Raw genomic sequence first — 20994 nt, 5'->3', positions numbered from 1 at the left:
GAATGACATGACTGAAAAAAGTTCTCAATTTATAATCATTATAAAATAGCTTGACAGATTGCATCGTTTAGTAAATAATAATGATTATAAAGTGAGTTCAGTATTCAACATGTAACGACAGCAAGTTCTGAATTTACTCTATACACTAAAAAATATAAAACAAGAGGAGATATAAATCATGTCACTTATCGGAACAGAAGTACTACCATTCAAAGCATCTGCATTTCAAAAAGGTCAATTCATCAACGTTACAGAAGAAAACTTCAAAGGTAAATGGAGCGTAGTTTGCTTCTATCCAGCTGACTTTACATTCGTTTGCCCTACAGAACTTGAAGATTTGCAAAACCAATACGAAACGTTGAAACAACTTGGCGTTGAAGTATATTCCGTATCTACAGATACTCATTTCACACATAAAGCTTGGCACGCAAGCTCTCCTGCAATTGGTAAAGTTGAATACATCATGATCGGCGATCCTTCCCATGTGATTTCCCGCAACTTCGATGTATTGATCGAAGCTGAAGGTCTGGCAGATCGCGGTACATTCATCATTGACCCAGATGGTGTTATCCAAACAGTTGAAGTTACTGCTGGCGGCATCGGCCGTGATGCAAGCGCGCTTGTGAACAAAATCAAAGCTGCACAATACGTTCGCAACAATCCAGGTGAAGTTTGCCCAGCAAAATGGCAAGAAGGTTCTGAAACATTGAAGCCAAGTCTTGATCTCGTAGGCAAAATTTAAGGTGTGATTAAAAATGAAACTAGATAATGAGATAAAAACACAACTAGCACAGTACCTTCAACTATTGGAAGGCGACGTGGTGCTAAAAGTCAGTCTTGGTACAGATGAAGCTTCTCAAGAGATGTCAGCATTGGTTGAAGAAATTGCAAGTATGTCTGCTAGAATAACAGTGGAAAAAACGCAATTATCTAGAACACCTAGCTTTAGCGTAAATCGTGTTGGTGAAGATACAGGTGTTACGTTTGCTGGAAATCCGTTGGGACACGAGTTCACTTCATTAGTGTTGGCGCTATTGCAAGTTAGTGGAAGAGCTCCAAAGGTTGAACAAAGTGTCATCGATCAGATTAAGAGCATTCGTGGCGAGTACACGTTTGAATCTTTCATTAGCTTGAGCTGTCATAACTGTCCTGATGTTGTACAAGCTCTTAACTTGATGAGTATTTTCAATCCAGGTATTTCGCATACGATGATTGATGGTGCTGTCTTCAAGGAAGAAGTAGAAAGTAAGAACATTATGGCTGTGCCAAGCGTGCACCTCAATGGCGAATTTTTCGGAAGCGGTCGTATGACGATTGAAGAAATTCTTGCTAAGTTGGGTAATGCTCCGGACGCATCCGAGTTTGACGATAAAGATCCTTTTGATGTCCTTGTTATTGGTGGTGGCCCATCAGGAGCAAGTGCAGCTATTTACGCGGCGCGTAAAGGGATTCGGACAGGCATCGTTGCTGATCGCTTTGGCGGTCAAGTCAATGATACGGTCGGCATTGAGAACTTTATTAGTGTGAAGTACACGGAAGGTCCTCAGCTCGTTGCAAACATTGAACAGCAAGTGAAAGAATACAACATTGATGTTATGAAATTGCAGCGTGCTAAGCGTCTAGAGAAGAGAGATCTAATCGAAATCGAACTCGAAAACGGTGCTGTGCTAAAAAGTAAGACGGTAATCGTATCGACAGGCGCTCGTTGGCGCAATATGGGCGTCCCTGGTGAAGCAGAGTTCAAGAACAAGGGTGTAGCTTATTGCCCGCACTGTGATGGTCCTTTGTTCATCGGTAAAGATGTCGCGGTTGTTGGTGGCGGTAATTCCGGTATCGAAGCGGCGATTGATCTTGCAGGTATCGTGAAGCATGTAACGGTGCTTGAGTTCGCGCCAGAACTTAAAGCTGATGCTGTACTACAAGATCGTCTGTATAGCTTGCCGAATGTTACGGTTCTCAAGAACGTGCAGACAAAAGAATTAACCGGAACGGACAAGCTTAACGGTATCACTTACATCGAACGTGATACTGGAGCAGAGAAGCATATCGAATTGCAAGGTGTATTTGTACAAATCGGTCTTGTGCCGAACACAGATTGGTTAGCTGACACGGTTGAACGTACTCGCATGGGTGAAATCGTGGTTGACAGCCATGGTGCTACAAACGTACCTGGCGTATTTGCTGCCGGTGATTGTACGAATAGTCCATACAAGCAGATTATCATTTCTATGGGATCTGGTGCGACTGCAGCTTTAGGCGCTTTCGATTATCTTATTCGCAATTAATTGATATTGTAATTAAACAGCAAGTGCTTCCTATTTCTTGATAGGTAAGCGAAGAGCAGCCCTCATTTTTATAAAATGGGGGCTGCTCTTTTGCATTGTTTTGCTAAACGAAGGGTGATGAACTGATTTGACAGTCTAACCTATAGGTGTGACATCTATTTTGTCTGACTTCCTAAGTAGTCCCTCCATTTTCCCGTTTTAAAGACACAATAATCTTCTTTATCCAAACCTACATCATGACAAACATCGGTACAATCGTCTTTACATCACGCATCCCTTACTTTGTAATACACGACATGACTTACGTAATGAACAATAACGGGCTCACCACGACTGGCGGCCATAGACGGACTCGTCTGAAAGTGTATTTTATATATTTTTTGTCTTTGACTAAAGAAAGGGGAACGAATTTATGCATACCTATGCAAATGTTGTCCGCAAAGCAATCTATTTTTTTATAGCGGTAACCTTAACTTTCGTGCTGTTTCCGTATGGTTGGGCACATGCAACACCTACTAATTCAGCACCATTCCGAGAGGAAAAAGTTACTTTTGTGAGCGGCACAGGTCCATTTGAAGAAGTCATTAACGGCACGATGTTGATTCCAAATGGACAAGCTGCCATGCATCCTGGCATTGTGCTGGCACATGGTTCCGGTACGACAGAGCGCGGTGGCGGGAGTCAAACAGCGGTTCGCAAAGAAGCTGAGGTGTTCGCTAACGCGGGAATCGCGACATTGCTGTATAACAAGCGCAGTAAAGGTTACTCCAAAACGAATCGTTCCTATGAACTGTTGGCGCAAGATTTAATTGCTGGCGTACAAGCTTTACAAAAACGGCCGGACGTTATAAAAAGCAAGGTCGGCGTGTGGGGAATCAGTGAAGGTGGATGGGTGGCCCCTATAGCAGCGGCACAATCCAAAGAAATTGCTTTTGTAATTACAAGTGGAGGGCCGGGGATTTCTCCGGTACAGCAGCAGTCTTGGAATTTAGAAAACCGCCTGCGGCATCAAGGAGTGAGCGCTCACTCCGCGATTCAATCGCTGGTCCGCAATGGAGCTGGTGTCATGCTCTCGCTGTCTCCGTCAGAAACAGATATGTACGACCCTGTTCCGACCTTGAAAAAAGTCCAACAGCCTTTTTTAGCGATATGGGGCAGCATCGATCGCCAAGTGCCGCCTGCGGAAAGTGCGCAAATTTTTAAAGATGCATTTGAGAGTTCAGGCAACCGATTGTACACCTTACAATTTATCGAAGGAGCCGATCATCCTATTTACAATAGTTCTGATAATGGGTTTCGCACCCTAAAAACGTTATATCCGGGCTACGCGGAAGCTATGACATCTTGGATCAAGCAAGTCGTTGCAGGAAACCCTCCAGTAGCTCAAACGTTAGGAAAGACTCCTATACAGATGAGTTTAAGCTCCACAGAGGTGAAGAAGATAGATTGGTACGACTTATATTGGCTTCATTTAGGCGTATCGGCAATTGTACTAATCAGTGGCATATCTGTATGGATCGCATTGCTAGTCAATAAGATCAGAAAGCGCAAGACGCTGATTGTAAATGGGTATACACGTTGGGCCAGCCTGACGGCCATCGTCTCGATTATTAGTTTCTGGACGTACCTCGTCTCATTCTGGATGAATGGCGGGAGGAATATTGGGTTCGTGTTATTCGGAAGCCCGCTAATATGGTTAATCATTCAGCTTATATCTACAGTGACTGTTATTCTCACGTTAATTGCATTAATAGTCGCCATTCGTAGAAGGGGCGGGCAACAACGACATGGGATTGAAACGCTGGCGCTTGGGGCCGGATTGATGTTTATTCCTTGGGCGTTCTATTGGCATCTATGTTTCTTTATATCATAAAATCCCAAATTTTGTTGACGAAGCTGCGATATTATTATAGTTTTATATATTATTACATATTGTATAACCGACACTCGGTATTTTCGACGAGTACGTCTTGCACGTATAATCATGATTGAATTGACCGTTGGATTAATAGTGGGTGTCTTCTTTTTTCGAAATGAAGTTCTGGCTATGAATGAAGGCGTAGTAGGAGGGGTAACCGTGCAGACCTTATTATTTTTTTAATACGAGCTTGAAGTAGAAGCTCGTATCGATCCTATAGCTATCGATACGAAATTACAACATTTCGGAGGTAGCGATGATGGAACAAATAAGTTTCGAAATTAATAATGTGGAATTGACTTATTTAGATAAAGTGGTATTAAAAATGGATAGATTAGCTGTACATCAATGGGATCGCATCGGTATTGTCGGAAGAAATGGTGCAGGGAAAAGTAGCTTAATAAAGTTGCTTGCTGGTCTTGTTCAACCATCTAGTGGGAAAGTGCATCGTCACGTAGAGTATGGTTATTTTGAGCAAATTGATGCTCCTACAGCCGAAGAAGCCGACCCAGCGTTACTCGGAAGATTGGCTGTTCCACAACATGCTGATCAGTTAAGTGGCGGAGAGCAAACAAAGCTGAAGCTGGCACAAATGTTCACTCATTATTACGAAGCATTACTCATGGATGAGCCGACAACACACTTGGATCAAGGTGGTATTTCATTTTCACTTGATGAATTATGGTATTACTATGGAGCTCTTATCTTAATTAGTCATGACCGTGCTGTACTAGACGAACTCGTCACAACGATTTGGGAAGTACATGATGGTAAGGTACACGTCTATTCAGGAAATTACAGCGCATACTTAGCACAGAAACAGTTGGAACGTGAACAACAGAGTCAAGCTCATGAGCAATTCATCAAAGAAAAGAGTCGACTTGAAAAAGCAGCGCAAGAGAAGATGAAAAGGGCTGAAAAAATCGCGCAAGCAGGGAGCATGTCGAAGCGAGAATCAAAGGCCAAACCGAACAGTATGGTGGAAACCAAATCTAAAGGTACGAGTCAAAAAGCAGTGCATCGTGCCGCAAAAGCGATTGAACAGCGAATGGAAAAACTGCAGGAAGTTGAAGCTGTGCATGCGGAAAAGCAAATGGTGTTCCGCCAATCAAAAGCTTTGGCGCTGCATAATAAGTTTCCAATTATGGCTGACAGGCTTACTCTCCAGGTAGAGGATAACGTATTACTGAATGAAGTAAGTTTCCAGCTTCCGCTTGGAAAGAAAATAGCCATTACTGGTGCAAATGGTAGTGGTAAAAGTACATTGCTACAGCATATTGCGAATAGTGGTGCAGGTGTAACCCTTTCTCCAAAAGCGAAAATAGGTTACTTCCGTCAAATGAGCTATCAATTTACAAGTGATGAAACGGTACTAGAATTTGTAAAAAATCGCTCGGAATATGAGGAAGGATTTTTACGAGGCGTGTTACATTCGATGCAATTCGTCGGCTCGGATATACGAAAAAGTGTGAGATCATTAAGTGGTGGGGAAGCGATTCGCCTCCAACTTTGTCAGTTGTTCTTAGGGGAATATAACATATTATTGTTAGACGAACCGACCAATTTTTTAGATATTCATGCGATTGAAGCCTTAGAACGGTTTATTGCTGCATATGAAGGAACTATCATATTTGTATCACATGATAAGAAGTTCGTCACACATGTAGCGGATTTGCAGTTTAATATTATGGATAAAAAAATGGTATCAACAGTAATTTCAAGTTAGTTTACGATAAGCCGCCAAGATCATCTTGGGGGCTTATTTTTTATGCCTTCTGTTTTGATTGGAGCATTTTATTCACCTAAATGTGAAATTTGAACCTCCATTTTCCATAAAGTGTATTGACTAATTTTATAGATAATATTATTATTCGTTTATTAATAAATAAACAAATTTAGTTTTTGTTTATAAAATTAAAAATTGAGGATGCTGCGTGCATGAATCGATAGGAGGTTGATTTTTTATGAAGGAAGAACAAAAAGGAACTATATTTCCAGCCGAACCGCAGGACCGGATGAACTATTTATTGGGGCTGTTTTTTGCTGCCCAACACATTGGAGCCACACTACATTTTTCTAAGCAGCTCGATACCAGCTTATTAAAGCAAGCCCTCCAACTTATAGCAGCCAAAAACCCTATTTTAAACAGTAGATTTGTAGAGGCTGAAACGCCTTATTGGGAAAAATGTATAGATTGTTCAGTCGAGTCCATTTTGTCGGTTCAGAGCTGTGAAGATAATGAAAGGGAAGCCGTAATAGAAGCGTATCTTGCGCAGCCGATTGAATGGATTAACGGTCCTGTGTTGGAAATGCAGTTGTTTAGATCCAATCATGATTCCCTCTGCTTAAAAGTTTCGCATCTTTGCATGGATGGGGCAGGGGTAAAAGAGTTTATACAGCTGTTGGCTACGCTATACACGCGGCTATATAAGGGAGAGGTTTACGATTCAATCCAGCAAGAAATGATAGAGAGCGAACAAGGTTTTCGGGATCAAGCTCCTCTGTTTGCAGCATTAGGAATTACGGATATTTCGTCAGCCCTCCAACAGCACGCAGGGGCCGCTTCCCTCTGGTCTTTTCCAGCTCATTCACAAGAGAACCTAACTCCTGTGATCGCGATGAGAAGCTTGGATCAACAGCAAATGGAAAAGCTCACTGCACGAACCAAAGCCGTCGGAGCTACGATCAATGATGGCTTGCTTGCGGCCTATTTCCGCTCCATTGCGAAGCAGGCAGTCTATATGGAGCCTCGTACCAAAGAAAAAGCCATTGGGATGACGGTCGATTTGCGCCGATATTTGCCGAATCGCACAACAGGGGCGCTGTGTAATTTGTCCGGCATGGAGATGCCGGAGATTGAAATGAATGAAGGCGAGCGGTTTGAGACAACGCTGGAAAAAGTGAAGCGCGCCATGGATGCGATTAAGGAGAATAAACCCGGCTTGTCTTCTGCAGCAGGGGTGGAGAAGATGGCGGCAATGCCTCTGTCCGCTGCCAGAGCGGTGATGGCGAAGCAGTATGAAATGGGGAGCCAGCTGAACATGGCGTTGCCGCTGATGACCAATTTCGGTGTCCTATCGAAACATGTTATCCAATTTGGAGCTTGTGATGCGATAACGGGTCACATGACTTCGCCGATTATGTATGCCCCGTGTTTCAGTGTGGGGGTAAGCTCCTATCGCAATAAGCTCACGTTGTGTGTGGGCTATCATACGCCTGCTGTTTCCGAACAAGAGGTGAGCAGGCTTCTGGACAATATGGTGTTAGAGCTAACGGAGTAGTCGTATGCTATGCCATAGTTATCCGAAGCTCCTCTTGGAAGCTGAAGAAAACAGGGAGATTAGGTGGTCATCCATCGTACGAATATGTGCTAAGAAAACATGAATCACCATTCGCGCCTCATACCGGAGGAGCAAGAATTGACACTCTAGAACGCGTTACCATAAAGGAACGCGTTCTTCATTTTACAAAAAAGAAAAATGAAGTAGTATCGATATATGTTCTTGTCATCCAAATACGATATAATAGTAATTAATAAGTGTTGTTGACGCTCTTATGAATCTACTGTATTTTCATATGGTGTTACACATCATATATGGACATCCGTTTTCTATAGACGGACATGTCCATTTTTTTGTGTAGGGTAGCTAACAAGACCAGAAATAGTTGAATTTATTATTTAAATGGAACAATATATATCTCACCAACTAATCAGAAGGAGAGTGTAATTTGTGAGCGAAACATGCGTTCCGACTGGCGTGGGACTAAAAGACACTGGCTTTGGATACACCTTATCCATAATAGGCGGTAAATATAAAATGATCATTATGTATTGGCTGGCTGAAAATAAGGTTATGCGGCATAATGAGCTGAAGCGATGTATCGGTACCATTTCCTTTAAAACGCTAAGCGTTATGTTAAAAGAGTTAGAGGCAGATGACCTTATTATACGTAAGGAATTTCCCCAAATACCTCCAAAGGTTGAATATTCATTATCGGAACGTGGTCTTTCTCTCATCCCAGTGTTAAATATGATGTGTGAGTGGGGAGAGCAAAACAGTACATCAGCTCTGGAGGAAGTACAGCGGTAGGCATAGCTATTTCAATTGATAGTAAGAGTAGGCTATAGCTTGATTTATTTACTTGCAGGCAAATGAGTTTTTCCTCGAACATAAGCAATCACAATGAAATCATTACATTTCTGAAATTGAACATCAGCGACACTTCGAACGTTTTTTCGTTCTGAAGTGTCGCTTTATTCATATTCGTGCATTGCAGAAGTTAAAAAGAATCACTTGTTAAGCATTAAAAGCCAGCTATACCAGTCCTAGGTTACGTATGAACATATGTGTTGACAGGCCTATTTTGTTATGGTTTACTAATGTACAATTGCCATTGAGAATCAGTCTCAATGTTATTATCAAGACTGACAAGATTCAAATTACAGCTGGATAGGAAAGGGAGAGAGCACATTGTTCAGGTCAAACCGAATATTACTTACACTCGTTGCGCTTGTCGTATTTACACTCCTTATCGTTGGTTGCGGGGGGAATAAATCCGCAGAGACAACGTCTTCACCTAAGCAAGAAACCTCAGCAACGAAGCAGGATCAAGCGTCTGACCCCAAGAACGAAATTCGCGTTATTAATCATGCCATGGGCACGACTGAAATAAAAGGTACGCCGCAACGTATTGTGACCTTGTATCAAGGCGCAACGGATGCTGCCGTCGCTTTAGGAATTAAACCGGTAGGAGCTGTCGAATCTTGGTGGGAGCAGCCTTACTATGAATATATCAGGAAAGATCTCAAAGATGTTCCTGTCGTCGGTCAAGAGACACAACCCAATTTAGAAGAGATATCAAAGCTGAACCCCGATTTAATTATTGCATCTAAAGTACGTCATGAAGCCATCTACGAACAGCTAACTCAAATTGCACCTACTGTCACTCATGAAACACTATTCAAGTTTAAAGAAACGGTTGAGCTTGTTGGAAATGCGGCGAATAAGCAAAATGAGGCGCAAACCCTTCTATCCCAATGGGAGAATAGGATAGCCGATTTCAAACAACAAATTACTGCAAAGCTCGGAAGCAAGTGGCCGATGAAAGCATCTGTACTTAACTTTAGAGCTGGTCAAGCGCGAATTTATGCGGGTAGCTTCGCTGGCGATATTTTAAGTGAGCTCGGTTTTGCACGTACTGAATTTTTACAGAAAGAAGTTGATAAAGGTTCGACAGTAATCCGTTTGACGGATAAAGAGAGTATTCCGAATATGAACGCAGATGTCAGCTTCGTATTTTTGACAGACCCTGAAGGTGAGCCAGCTGTTCAGCAAACATACGATGAATGGAAAGCACATCCTTTATGGAAAAAGCTCGATTCGGTTAAGCTGAACCAAGTATATGAAGTTGGCGAAGTGGTATGGAACATGGGGGGCGGTATTATTGCTGCCAACATGATGCTGGATGAACTTTATGATCGATTCGAATTAAAAAATAATAAGTAATAAATAAACTTATCACAAGAATAGAGGTGTATTCATGACCTCTATTCTTGTTGTTCGATACAAACAGGAGTGGAAACGAGAAGAATGATACATTTATTTTCGAGTCTAACAGCAAAAATGATAGGTTTAATTTTTGGTTTATGCCTTCTTATGGCTTCATTTATGCTCAGTATTGTTTATGGGCAAATTCCGATCTCATTTCGTACGGCCATCGAAGCCTTTACTCATTTTGACGGACAGTCCGAAGAACATGTTATTGTCACAACGTCAAGAATTTCACGAGCAGTAATTGCAACCGTTATTGGGGCGAGCTTGGCGATTGCTGGAGCACTCATGCAAGCATTGACGAAAAATCCACTAGCGTCTCCTAGTACGTTCGGCATCAACGCGGGCGCTATTTTTTTTATTGTACTCGCCCTCACTTTCTTTTCACTCTCTTCCTTAACCCACTATATGTGGGCTGCCTTTTTTGGCGCTGGAGTCGCAGCAGCAATGGTCTATTTTCTTGGATCGATAGGAAGAGACGGACTATCACCAATTAAAATAGTTTTGGCCGGATCGGCTATGACGGCCTTATTCGTAAGCTTAACTCAAGGGATGCTAGTCATAAGTGAACAAAATTTAGAACAAGTGCTATTCTGGCTAGCTGGTTCTGTAGCAGGGAAATCAGTCGAAATGCTAGTTCCTGTATTGCCGTTTATCGTTGGAGGCTGGCTGTTGGCATGTTTACTAGGAAATTCGATCAACATTCTTACCTCTGGAGATGATATAGCAACAAGTTTGGGTCAACGAACCACTTTAGTGAAAGTATTAATGGCAACTGCTATCGTATGCCTTGCCGGAGGCTCCGTTGCAGTAGGGGGATCTATTGGCTTTGTAGGTTTAATTGTCCCACATCTTGTTCGTGGTCTTGTAGGAATCGATTATCGCTGGATTATACCTTATTGTGCGATATTTGGAGCCAGTTTATTGCTGCTGGCAGATGTGTCTGCAAGATTTATTATTATGCCCCAGGAAGTTCCGATTGGCGTCATGACCGCTATAATTGGAACACCCTTCTTTATTTATATTGCGCGCAGGGGGCTTAAAAAAACGTGAGTAAATACATTTCGTTACGAAATCGGTCTGCAACAGCGTCTATTTTTCTGGACAAGAAAACGATCGTTGTCCTTTTTGGATTAGGATGTCTACTTCTCATGCTATTTTTGGTGGGGTTATCCATCGGTAGTACGATGATTCCCCCTGTAGAGGTAATCAAACAAGTATTGGGCATCGGGAATGGGAAATTTACGTTTATTATTGATTCCATCAGACTTCCGCGCATGTTACTTGCCTTGCTCGTGGGAGCTGCGCTTGGCGTTTCGGGCCTTATTTTGCAAAGTATGATTAGAAATCCGCTTGGCTCTCCAGATATAGTTGGGATTACAGGTGGAGCTTCCTTCGCGGCTGTTATTTTTATCACTTATTTTGCTGGCTCCATAAGCATGAAATGGCTGCCTGCTGCCGCTATAGCAGGTGCCGGAATCATGTCTATGCTTGTTTATACATTAGCATGGAAAAAAGGGGTCACCCCGATTCGACTTGTTCTTGTCGGAATTGGGATGGCGGCAGCGATGGGGGCGATGACCACGTTGCTGCTCGTACTCGGTAGTACGGTCACTACGAGCCATGCTTATCTCTGGCTAACTGGAAGTGTATACGGTGCGAGTTGGGCGAAGGTTTATGCTATGCTACCCTGGGTGCTTATTTTTGTCCCATTAACCTTATTATTTTCCAGAACCGCGAATGCACAGGAGATGGGGGACCAAGTCGCCACTAGTCTAGGTGTTCGGGTGCAAATGCACCGATTCGGTTTGCTATTTGTTAGTGTTGCCTTAGCAGGATCGGCTGTAGCGTTCGCTGGAGGCATAGGATTTGTAGGTTTAATTGCACCGCATATCGCCAGACAACTGGTTGGACGAGCAATGGGAGGATTGGTTCTCGTGTCGGCCCTCATCGGTGGGATGATCGTGTGTGCAGCAGATATCGTGGCCAGAACCGCCTTTATTCCGCTTGATATTCCAGCCGGTGTATTTGTATCTGGAATTGGGGCGCCATTTTTTATTTACTTACTGTATCGTAATCGTCATCAATAACTGATGGGAAACAGCCTACATGGAAGAGGTAGAGAGAGAATGAATAAGAGTAACTTGCAGCTGTCCTTGTTTGAGCCAGAGGAAGTAAACATTCTAACAGAACATTTTCGTTTGACCTTACATGCGTCGCGAGACAGCCGTTTATCCATTCCAGCGGTAGATTTGTTGGATACAGCAAAGTGTCAGGAATACTTAGAAGCGGCAAAGACGATCTTTCAATGCTCAAATGCAGCTGCTAGCTTGTCTCAATTGTCCAAGAGATATGCTTATCTCACAATGGCTTCTGGCCTTTATGCCATGACGATGTTTAATAAGGGATTGGATTACTCGATTGAAAACTGTCATATTGAGTCCGTGGATGAAGACAAGTCTTGGCTGCCTGAGGTATGTTTAAGCGATTGGCGAGTAACCGAGCCTACAGGCGGAGATCGGTATATTTGGCGTGAACAAATGATTCAACGTATTTTTGCGGGGAATATGGCGGAAGTGTGGAATTCTGTCTCCAAAGTGGCAAAGGTGCCGACCTCTATTTTATGGGAAAATGCAGCTATTTCCGTATATTGGCTGTATGAAAGGCGCATGTTAGAGGGGGCTAGTGATCAACAAAAAGCTCGTATTCAAGAAGATTTTCAATATTTAGTTCAAGAAGCGCCAGCACATCTCTTTGGAGAAAGAGAGAATCCGATGAAAAAGTATAACAGTCCTAAATGTACAACGTCTTATTCGGACACGCCGATCCGTGTTCGAAAGACATGCTGCTTTTTATACAAAATTTCGGATGATCATGATTACTGCTTAACTTGTCCAAAATTAAAATGAGGTAATGCGGCATAATGAGCTCATGTAAATCAAAAGAAGTATCTCCTGAACACGGAAATACTTCTTTTTTATTTAGCTTTAATCAAGTAATTGATTACAGATTGTTAATAAACTTCAAATAATTTTGTGCACTTGTGTCCACTTCGCTTGCAGACGGCTCATATTCTGTGCCATAAAACGCAAAGAACGAACGATAATCGGCATGGCAGTATAGGAAGGAAGTTTCAAAAGGAGCTAACAAATGTTCCAGTGTGTACTTATATCTTCCCTCTGCACTATAATCTGCTTGTTTAATTCCGGCCGATACAGCTAAAGCAATTTTGCGATCTTTTAATTTATCGCCTCCGTTTGAACCATAAGCCCAACCATATGCAAACACGTCATCAAGCCATTTTTTAAGCAGCGGCGGGCAATTAAACCAATACACTGGGAACTGTAGAACCAGATTACCATGTGATTCAATGAGTTGTTGCTCTTTTTCCACATCGATGTTTCCGTCAGGGTAAACCTTATGCAATTCATGTACCGTATATTTTTCCGGATATTTATGGAGTTCCTCGACCCACCGTTTATTGATGACGGATGTTTCTATGCTTGGGTGTGTTACGATTACAAGAGTTTTCAAAGTTTTGTCCTCCTTTAAGGGTGGTTTGTGATTTATGTTTTGAGTATAAAGAGATCACTACAAAAATGTAAGTATGCACTTTTAGTACAGGTACTTACATAAAGGTTAGTGTCAAATCAGTTATGGGCTAGTGGATCAATTTTAGAAAAATCGACACATAAGTTAGATTTTTCTAATGGTTATAAAGCAGGAATTGGTTAGTAAAAAAAGAAAGGGTATAAACGTACCAAAAAAATTGTATTTTGCCGAATTCCTGTTCAGGAAACGGGGGATCCACTTGGGTGAATTAATCTATTGCAAAAAGATTATAGGGAAACCTTCTTCCGAACCCTTAGCTAACCTCGTAGGCATCGAAGGGGGAAACTAGTTTTGAAAAAAGTTGTAGCATCATTATTAGTGAGTGTGATGTGTTTTAGCTTTGCGGGGAGTGCCTTCGCTGATGAAATGAAGATCGAACATGCAGTTGATGAAGTGGTCGGGACGCCTTATAAATGGGGAGGTACGACCGTAGATGGATTTGATTGCTCGGGATTCATTTTGCACATATTTAATCAGTATGATGTAGATCTTCCAAGAACCTCAAAGTTACAAGCCGAAGAAGGAGAACATGTGGAACAAGAAGATTTACAACCTGGCGATCTTGTCTTCTTTAATACGGACGGTAAAGGTATTTCTCATGCCGGTATATTCATAGGAGACGGACAATTTGCTCATTCTTCAAGCAATAAAGGTGTTCGAATTAGTAAACTATCTGAGAACTATTACGAAAAACGATACGTTACAGCTCGTCGTGTAATATCTGAGGATGTATATTCCGTAATGACTAGTATGGAGCATGAGGCTTAAGAAAGAACGAACCTGCATGGTTTGAAGTTTCTTCGTAAAGTAGACAAGACGAACTAGGGGGAAGCTAAGAACATTTTGTTGCATTAATCGCCCGTATCGGATGTCGTGGGGTATCAGAAACCTGCTCGATGGAAAGGAATAAGAGCATCGGGTTTGGGATGTACTTACTATGAAGGGAGTGTCGCTGGTTATGATTAGTAAAGTCGGTCAAATTATGTTGTATGTAAATAACCAAGATGAGGCAGTGAATTTTTGGACAGAAAAAGTAGGGTTTCGTGTCATTTCTGAAGAAAATAACGGCCAAGGAATGAGATGGATTGAAATTGCTCCAACAACAGGAGCCGAGACAAGCATCATTCTGCACAATAAAGAACTCGTTGCTAAAATGTCACCTGGAATGAATCTGGGGACACCTTCTTTGATGTTTTTTGCAGAGAATTTTAATGAATTACATAGCGAATTAGTCAATAAAAATGTTAAAGTCGGAGAAATTGTAAATATGGGTTCCAGCAGAGTGTTTAACTTTGCCGATTATGAAGATAATTACTTTGCTGTAATGGAAAAATAACAAGTTTCTAGTATATAGGCTCTATAAACATTAAAAGACGGCAGCCAGAAATATGTGGCTGTCTTTTCTTTTTTGAAGCGTATTTACGATGAAGACAAGCGGCCGATGAGGTGTGCTAACTTGACTTATCTAAGTCATTGGAGATATTATAGACTCATTGAGTCTTTAATTAAGAGGTGAGAAGAGTGAAGTATTCGAAGGCAACGAATTATGCCCTGCATACGATCGTTTATTTGGCCCTGTTACCAGCGGGCAAGACAATAGGTGTAAAGCCATTGGCTGAAGTACAGAAAGTGTCGCCTACGTATCTTTCTAAAGTATTAACGACTTTAGTTAAGTCCGGCTTTATTGAATCGGGCACAGGGGTAAACGGTGGATACAAATTAATTAAAGATGTAAAAACGATTACATTTTTAGATATCATACATGCTATTGAGGGGACAACTTCGTTATTTAATTGTAGCTTAGACAATAAGATACATGATAGACAAAATTGTTTCATCGAAAAAGTAATGAATGAAGCTGAGCAAAAAATGGAAAATCATTTACAAACTCAAACGATAGAACATGTCTTACAGAAGGTAGACAGAAATGTTGTGAATTTCATACATTATGTAGCGAATTAATTTTTAATCTAATTATCGATTACAACTATCTTTAATATCCTTAAAATATCAATCATGAACACGAAATGGAGTTAAGCAATGACTAAAGATCCTACATTCAATTCTGCAATGGCAGCAACGTACGAAAAAAACTCTCGTATCTCGGTTCCGACGTATGACGCGTTATTTGCAATGGTTCAATCGTATTACCGCTTACAATTAGGCGAGCAAGCGGCCTCCTTGCTCGTGATCGGAGCAGGCACCGGCAATGAACTTTCCGCGTGGGGACCATCTAACCCGACATGGACATTTACTGGAGTCGACCCTTCAGAAGAGATGCTTAAGATAGCTAAGTATAAAGTAGTTGAACTAGGCTTTGAAAGTCGCGTTAGCCTCATCCATGGGACGATAGATGACCTTCCTCAGTCCGATTCGAAGTTCGATGCGGCAAGCTGTATTTTGGTTCTTCACTTCATTAACGATATTCAAGAAAAGTTGAACCTACTCGTGTCCATAAAAAATAAACTGAAGTCAGGTGCTCCTTTCGTTCTCGTAAGTGCGTATGGAGACCGTGACAATTCCGAACTGCAGGACAGGATGCAAATATGGAAAAGCTTCTGGGTAGAAGGTGGTCGCGAATTATCCGAAACAGACGAGATGATAAGCCACGCCTTGGCGAAACTTTCTTTCCTTCCTGAAACACAAATCGAAGGGTTATTGGCGGAAGCTGGTTTTACGAAAATAACTCGATTTTACTCGACGGGCATTATGGCGGGATGGATGTGCCATGCAGAGTAATTCGTGATTGGAAAAAAATGATGCATAAGTAGAGCCTGTACGACTAACGAACCAGTCAAACATAAATAAAGAGAAAGAGCAACTTTTGCTCTTTCTCTTTTCTATTTGTTATACTTTTTACTGTGTTCGCTATAATGGATATAGTGATTGAGGAAAGGGATGTACCTATGAAGAAAGTCATTGTTATTGGATCAGGAATTCTTGGAGCATCGACAGCATACCAATTAGCAAAGATGGGTGCAGATGTCATTATTGTAGATCGCAAAGATAAAGGCCAAGCTACAGATGCGGCTGCTGGTATTATTTGTCCTTGGCTCTCACAGCGACGGAATCAGGCTTGGTATCGGCTGGCAAAGGCTGGCGCCCATTTTTACTCCGGTTTGATTGAAGAGCTCAACAGCGAGGGTGAAACAGAAACTGGCTATGCTCAAGTTGGGGCTCTGTGTCTACATGATGATTTAGACAAAATCAAAAAGATGGAGGAGCGCGCGCATGTACGCAAAGCGGATGCACCGGAGATCGGCGAAATTACCCAGCTTGATGAAAAAGAAACCCATTCGCGGCTTCCGCTGTTAGCAGAAACATATCATTCTGTTCATATTAGCGGAGCTGCTCGGGTAGATGGTCGTGCGCTGCGTGATGCGTTGATCCGATCCGCACAAAGAAACGGGGCTATCTTGATTGATGGGGACGCCACGCTTCAATATGAGTCTAACAGTGTAACAGGAGTAACGGTCGGGTCACAAAGCTTCTCGTCTGACGTCGTTATTGCCTGTGCAGGGGCTTGGGCCAATGCGCTTCTACAGCCATTAGGCATTCACTTTAAGGTTAGCTATCAAAAAGCACAAATTATGCATTTACAAGTTCCTGACCAACAAGACACAGGCAAGTGGCCTCTAGTGATGCCACCTGCTGATCAATATATGCTCGCTTTTGAACACCAAAAGATCGTTATCGGCGCAACTCATGAAGATGATATAGCAGGCTACGATACGAGGGTAACGGCAGGTGGAATGCAGGAAATCCTGAATAAGGGGCTAACAATAGCACCTGGCTTAGCTAACAGCACCGTTCAAGAGGTAAGAGTTGGTTTCCGTCCCTTTACACCCGGTTTTCTGCCGGTAATCGGTGCTGTTCCGGGGTGGAATGGTTTAATGGCGGCAAACGGACTTGGAGCGTCCGGATTGACGATGGGCCCGTACCTTGGAAGCCAGCTAGCGAAAATGGCGCTAGGCATGGATCTAGATATCGATATAAATGATTATGATATTCGAACAGCAATGGATGAAAAATGATCCTTGTGCTACGGATAAGCTGAGATGGTTAGAAAAGCTCATTCTCCTTCATAAGTAGGGAAATGAGCTTTTTTTATCAAGAGTACATAAATAATATCATAATAAATCTTACAAGGAGACGATATAGGCTTTGCATTAAATCTGTACTAAAGGTAAGATTAATTCTATCTGTATCGTTTTATTTTGCAATATTTTCAGTCGAATGGGTATACGAACGTAAATTGGATCAATTATCCGCTACTTTATGAAGAAAAATTAACAAACCGCGATGTTGATTCTGATATAAATAAATAAGTAGGAGTGATTATAAAATGATTGATTCCATTTTAAGCTTTTTAAAAGAATTCGGAACATTAGGAATGTTTTTACATGGTTTTATTGATGCTATTATTTTCCCTATTCCCGCTTTTTTTACGCAGGTGTCCTTAAGCATGATCGATCCATCCAATGCGTTATGGCTGGCTACGGTTGGGTTTATTGGTTGTTTATTAGGTACGCCAGTTGGCTACTGGATTGGAAAAGTAGCGGGACGATCTTTTTTGAACAAAATACTCAAGAAAAAATGGGTCGATTCCGCTACAGCCATGTTTCACCGTCATGGGGAAACAGCTATTGTACTGGGAGCTTTCACACCTATTCCCTTTAAGATCTTCACGATATTGTCAGGCAGTACGAACTATCCTTTGTGGAAATTAATGGGTTACGCAGCGATCGGACGAGCGGCTAAGTTTTATATTGTTGGTATATTGTTTTATATTTATGGCACATTAGCTGAGAATGTAATTAATCAATACTTTACTTTAATATGTTTAGGGCTCCTTCTTATATTTTCCACAGGCTGGTTCCTAATTCGTAAGTTTCGTAGTAAAAAGGAAGCACAAGTCAAAGTAAGCAGTGAAGAGTATGAGAAATCAACCGAGAAACAATAAATGTTGCTTGGCTGTTAACGAATATAATGATAGTCATCTCATAATAGATGACGATGACATAACTTAGTTACACTAAAAACCGCGTAAATAGCGGTTTTTTTTATGCCATTACTTGTTGAATGCGAACTATCGTTGCGGTGAAAGCTTTCCAAGCAATGATGTAATGGCGTTGACTTTGCCCTTAGGGAAAGGCATATAGTGAACTTACACACCTTATCGATACGCAAAACGTGTAGGCCGTATGCAAATTTGGAAAAATGGAGGTGACCTCATGCTATCGATTGGTGAATTCTCAAAGATTTGCGAAGTATCAACAAAAACACTTCGATACTACGATGAAGTGGGGTTAATTAAGCCTGATGAGATCAATCCTGACAACGGCTATAGATATTATTCTATTAAACAATTAAAAAAGATGCTCTTCATTAATCGTTTGAAATCTTATCATTTTTCATTGGAAGAAATAAAAGCCATTCTGGAGTGGGATGCAGATCTATCTGACGAGCAGCTTTGTTCTGCCCTTAATCGTAAGAGAAGCGAATTACAAGTCAAGCTAAGTGCATTGGAATACACCCTACATCAAATGAATCAGGACATTTTAGCTTTGGGGCAGGGTATACCCATTATGACGTACCTTGATCATATACAGGTCGAACTTGTTGAAACCGAGCCCATCAACATCCTCTATACGCGTCAGAAGCTGAGTAGGGATGACTATGTTGCAGGATACGGAACGTATTTTAGCAGGTTATATGAAAAGGTTGCTACGCAACAACTCACCTTACGTGGTACGCCAATGACGATTTATCACAGCACAGAATACAATCCTGCTGGCAATGATACAGAGTTTGCTATCCCGATAGAAGAAGCTGTGAAGGGCACGCGAGATTTGTCTGGAGGCCTGTGTGCGAAGTCTGTGTTAAAGGGGGCATATTCAGAGTTGACATCGGTGTATGCCAAGCTGAGGGAATGGGTAGAGCATGAAGGATACGATATCGTGAAATCACCATATGAAGTATATATAACGGACCCCAATCAAGCCGTCGCTGCTGAGGAAATGGTTACCGAAGTGTATTTTCCGGTAAAGAAAAAAAGAAGCAAGACCTGATAAATCGTTTAACGCTCGCTAATCAAAGCCATAACTGACTTCTAGGGAGGAATCTATCATGCCAAGAAACGACTCGCCAACTACAGGATGGCAAACCGTAGATCCGGCAACTTTGCGAATGAACGCCGAAAAGCTGTCAGAGCTTGATCCTACGATACAATCCGCGTACAGCAATATAAACGGGATTGTTGTTGTGAGAAATGGTTCTATTGCTTATGAAAAATATTATAATGGCTACGGCCCGAACGATGCGCATCATGTGGCATCTGTAACGAAAAGTGTCATTTCTGCCCTCATTGGTATTGCTATAGATGCAGGATACATTAAACATGTAGATCAAAAGGTGCTTGATTTTTTCCCCGAATATGTCGTCGATGCTGCTGATAAGCAGAAGCGAGAAATTACGATACGCCATCTGCTCACGATGACGGCTCCGTATCCATTTGCGGACTGGCACGAACCGCTGGACAAAATGTGTATGCAACCTGACTGGGTCACATATACGCTGGATATGCTCGGGCAAAACGGAGAGCTTGGAGCATTTAAGTACTCTACGGCAGGGACGCACCTGTTGTCAGCCATCATCACTCGTAGCACAGGAACAAGTGCCCGCGCGTTTGCCAATGAACGCTTATTTAAACCGACCGGCATGAAAGAAATCCCGGATGTCGACATGAAATCATTTGGATTTGATGATTTATTCGGGAAAGATGTGAGAGGGTGGGTGAAAGACCCGAGCAACAACTCCACCGGAGGGTGGGGACTTACGCTAATTCCTCGTGACATGGCACGTATGGGTGTCCTGTATCTAAGCCGAGGCAATTGGGATAATAAGCAGATTATTTCCGAGAAATGGATTAACGAATCGACAGCGATGAACCCTTCTCATTACGGTTATTTATGGTGGTTGCGCGAAGAGGACGGAATTGTTGCTTACTTAGCACTTGGGGATGGGGGAAATGTGATATGTTGCATTCCAGACAAAGACTTGGTCGTAGCTATTGCCTCAGAATTCATCATGAATCCTCGTGATAGGTGGACACTGATTAAGGAATGTATTATCCCCGCAGTAATGGACGAAAGAGAGGATAGCTAAGTATTGCACGGGCAATGATGGGCCGTGTATTCACCCAATTTCTTGCTACAAATAAGCAATGGCATGAATAGGTGAAGGAAGCATTCCAGAACTTCATGTAGTTAAAGCGCTTAGAACATCTATAACACCTCTAGATAACGTTGTAGACGTGCTTAAAATAGGGTTGCGGAGATGAAGTCTAGCACGTGTTAGAAGACGGTATGTGTCGCTCACAAAGTCATATGTCGATTGACAAGTGCAAGTACAACAAAAAGATCGACTGGAAATACTAGAACGACTGGAACATAGCGCCTTTACGATAAAAAACATACAACTGCTCGTTCACTCAAGTGACCCATTTTGTTGAACGTATAATCCACGTTCTCGAACAACGTGAAAATGACCGCCAGCATCTCGAATAGGATGCTGGCGGTCATTTGTACAAGCTATTGCTGGCTTGCTGTTCCTAAGGTTATCAAGG

General features: G+C 42.0%; 20 protein-coding genes and 1 riboswitch. Of the genes, 18 read left to right on the top strand and 2 right to left on the bottom strand.

The window, feature by feature from the left end:
• Nucleotides 1-178 precede the first annotated feature (178 nt).
• The 10 genes from ahpC to KIK04_RS22965 all read left to right on the top strand — a co-directional run bounded on the left by ahpC (nucleotide 179) and on the right by KIK04_RS22965 (nucleotide 12664).
• On the top strand, nucleotides 179-742 hold the full coding sequence (gene ahpC / locus KIK04_RS23010) for an alkyl hydroperoxide reductase subunit C (protein ID WP_232276104.1): 564 nt from the start codon (nucleotides 179-181) through the stop codon (nucleotides 740-742).
• A gap of 13 nt (nucleotides 743-755) precedes the next feature.
• Nucleotides 756-2285, top strand: coding sequence for an alkyl hydroperoxide reductase subunit F (gene ahpF / locus KIK04_RS23005; protein WP_232276102.1), 1530 nt, complete (start codon nucleotides 756-758; stop codon nucleotides 2283-2285).
• Between the two features lie 412 nt (nucleotides 2286-2697).
• Nucleotides 2698-4158 (top strand): alpha/beta hydrolase family protein, encoded by a 1461-nt coding sequence (locus KIK04_RS23000; protein ID WP_232276100.1) that lies wholly within the window; start codon nucleotides 2698-2700, stop codon nucleotides 4156-4158.
• 304 nt (nucleotides 4159-4462) lie between these two features.
• Nucleotides 4463-5929, top strand: coding sequence for an Msr family ABC-F type ribosomal protection protein (locus tag KIK04_RS22995; protein ID WP_232278869.1), 1467 nt, complete (start codon nucleotides 4463-4465; stop codon nucleotides 5927-5929).
• Between the two features lie 238 nt (nucleotides 5930-6167).
• On the top strand, nucleotides 6168-7484 hold the full coding sequence (locus tag KIK04_RS22990; RefSeq protein ID WP_232276099.1) for a condensation domain-containing protein: 1317 nt from the start codon (nucleotides 6168-6170) through the stop codon (nucleotides 7482-7484).
• 450 nt (nucleotides 7485-7934) lie between these two features.
• Complete coding sequence (locus KIK04_RS22985) at nucleotides 7935-8294, top strand: winged helix-turn-helix transcriptional regulator (RefSeq protein ID WP_232276097.1); 360 nt, start codon at nucleotides 7935-7937, stop codon at nucleotides 8292-8294.
• A gap of 381 nt (nucleotides 8295-8675) precedes the next feature.
• Complete coding sequence (locus KIK04_RS22980; RefSeq protein ID WP_232276096.1) at nucleotides 8676-9710, top strand: ABC transporter substrate-binding protein; 1035 nt, start codon at nucleotides 8676-8678, stop codon at nucleotides 9708-9710.
• Nucleotides 9711-9794: 84 nt separating this feature from the next.
• Nucleotides 9795-10808, top strand: coding sequence for a FecCD family ABC transporter permease (locus tag KIK04_RS22975; RefSeq protein WP_232276094.1), 1014 nt, complete (start codon nucleotides 9795-9797; stop codon nucleotides 10806-10808).
• Nucleotides 10805-11845, top strand: a complete 1041-nt coding sequence (locus tag KIK04_RS22970; RefSeq protein ID WP_232276093.1) for a FecCD family ABC transporter permease — start codon at nucleotides 10805-10807, stop codon at nucleotides 11843-11845. The genes KIK04_RS22975 and KIK04_RS22970 overlap by 4 nt, the downstream gene beginning before the upstream one ends.
• A 39-nt stretch (nucleotides 11846-11884) precedes the next feature.
• On the top strand, nucleotides 11885-12664 hold the full coding sequence (locus KIK04_RS22965; RefSeq protein WP_232276091.1) for a (2Fe-2S)-binding protein: 780 nt from the start codon (nucleotides 11885-11887) through the stop codon (nucleotides 12662-12664).
• A gap of 94 nt (nucleotides 12665-12758) precedes the next feature.
• On the opposite strand, the gene KIK04_RS22960 is transcribed toward KIK04_RS22965, so the two are convergent.
• Entirely contained in the window at nucleotides 12759-13289 is a 531-nt protein-coding gene (locus KIK04_RS22960; protein WP_232276089.1) for an NAD(P)H-dependent oxidoreductase, read from the bottom strand.
• Nucleotides 13290-13522: 233 nt separating this feature from the next.
• A riboswitch (cyclic di-AMP (ydaO/yuaA leader) is annotated at nucleotides 13523-13654 on the top strand.
• Between the two features lie 4 nt (nucleotides 13655-13658).
• Here KIK04_RS22960 and KIK04_RS22955 point away from each other — a divergent pair.
• The 8 genes from KIK04_RS22955 to KIK04_RS22920 all read left to right on the top strand — a co-directional run bounded on the left by KIK04_RS22955 (nucleotide 13659) and on the right by KIK04_RS22920 (nucleotide 20534).
• Complete coding sequence (locus tag KIK04_RS22955; RefSeq protein ID WP_232276087.1) at nucleotides 13659-14135, top strand: C40 family peptidase; 477 nt, start codon at nucleotides 13659-13661, stop codon at nucleotides 14133-14135.
• A 190-nt stretch (nucleotides 14136-14325) separates the two neighbouring features.
• On the top strand, nucleotides 14326-14703 hold the full coding sequence (locus KIK04_RS22950) for a VOC family protein (protein ID WP_232276085.1): 378 nt from the start codon (nucleotides 14326-14328) through the stop codon (nucleotides 14701-14703).
• Nucleotides 14704-14888: 185 nt separating this feature from the next.
• Nucleotides 14889-15329: an Rrf2 family transcriptional regulator gene (locus KIK04_RS22945; protein WP_232276084.1), complete on the top strand. Its 441-nt coding sequence runs from the start codon at nucleotides 14889-14891 to the stop codon at nucleotides 15327-15329.
• A gap of 78 nt (nucleotides 15330-15407) precedes the next feature.
• Nucleotides 15408-16106, top strand: coding sequence for a class I SAM-dependent methyltransferase (locus tag KIK04_RS22940; RefSeq protein WP_232276082.1), 699 nt, complete (start codon nucleotides 15408-15410; stop codon nucleotides 16104-16106).
• Between the two features lie 167 nt (nucleotides 16107-16273).
• Nucleotides 16274-17401, top strand: coding sequence for an NAD(P)/FAD-dependent oxidoreductase (locus tag KIK04_RS22935; RefSeq protein WP_232276081.1), 1128 nt, complete (start codon nucleotides 16274-16276; stop codon nucleotides 17399-17401).
• Nucleotides 17402-17712: 311 nt separating this feature from the next.
• On the top strand, nucleotides 17713-18330 hold the full coding sequence (locus KIK04_RS22930) for a YqaA family protein (RefSeq protein WP_232276080.1): 618 nt from the start codon (nucleotides 17713-17715) through the stop codon (nucleotides 18328-18330).
• Nucleotides 18331-18601: 271 nt separating this feature from the next.
• The gene (locus tag KIK04_RS22925) at nucleotides 18602-19438 is read left to right on the top strand and encodes a MerR family transcriptional regulator (RefSeq protein ID WP_232276078.1); all 837 of its coding nucleotides are present in this window, start codon (nucleotides 18602-18604) and stop codon (nucleotides 19436-19438) included.
• A gap of 58 nt (nucleotides 19439-19496) precedes the next feature.
• Nucleotides 19497-20534 carry a serine hydrolase domain-containing protein gene (locus KIK04_RS22920; RefSeq protein WP_232276076.1) on the top strand — a complete coding sequence of 346 codons (1038 nt, stop codon included), beginning with the start codon at nucleotides 19497-19499 and terminating at the stop codon, nucleotides 20532-20534.
• A gap of 293 nt (nucleotides 20535-20827) precedes the next feature.
• Here KIK04_RS22920 and KIK04_RS24285 read toward each other — a convergent pair whose 3' ends face one another.
• Entirely contained in the window at nucleotides 20828-20950 is a 123-nt protein-coding gene (locus KIK04_RS24285; protein ID WP_269670976.1) for a hypothetical protein, read from the bottom strand.
• Nucleotides 20951-20994 lie beyond the last annotated feature (44 nt).

Source organism: Paenibacillus sp. 481, assembly GCF_021223605.1.
In the GTDB taxonomy this organism is placed as follows: domain Bacteria; phylum Bacillota; class Bacilli; order Paenibacillales; family Paenibacillaceae; genus Paenibacillus_B.
The sequence above is the reverse complement of the archived record's forward strand: the minus strand, read 5'-3'. Positions and strand labels throughout refer to the sequence as shown.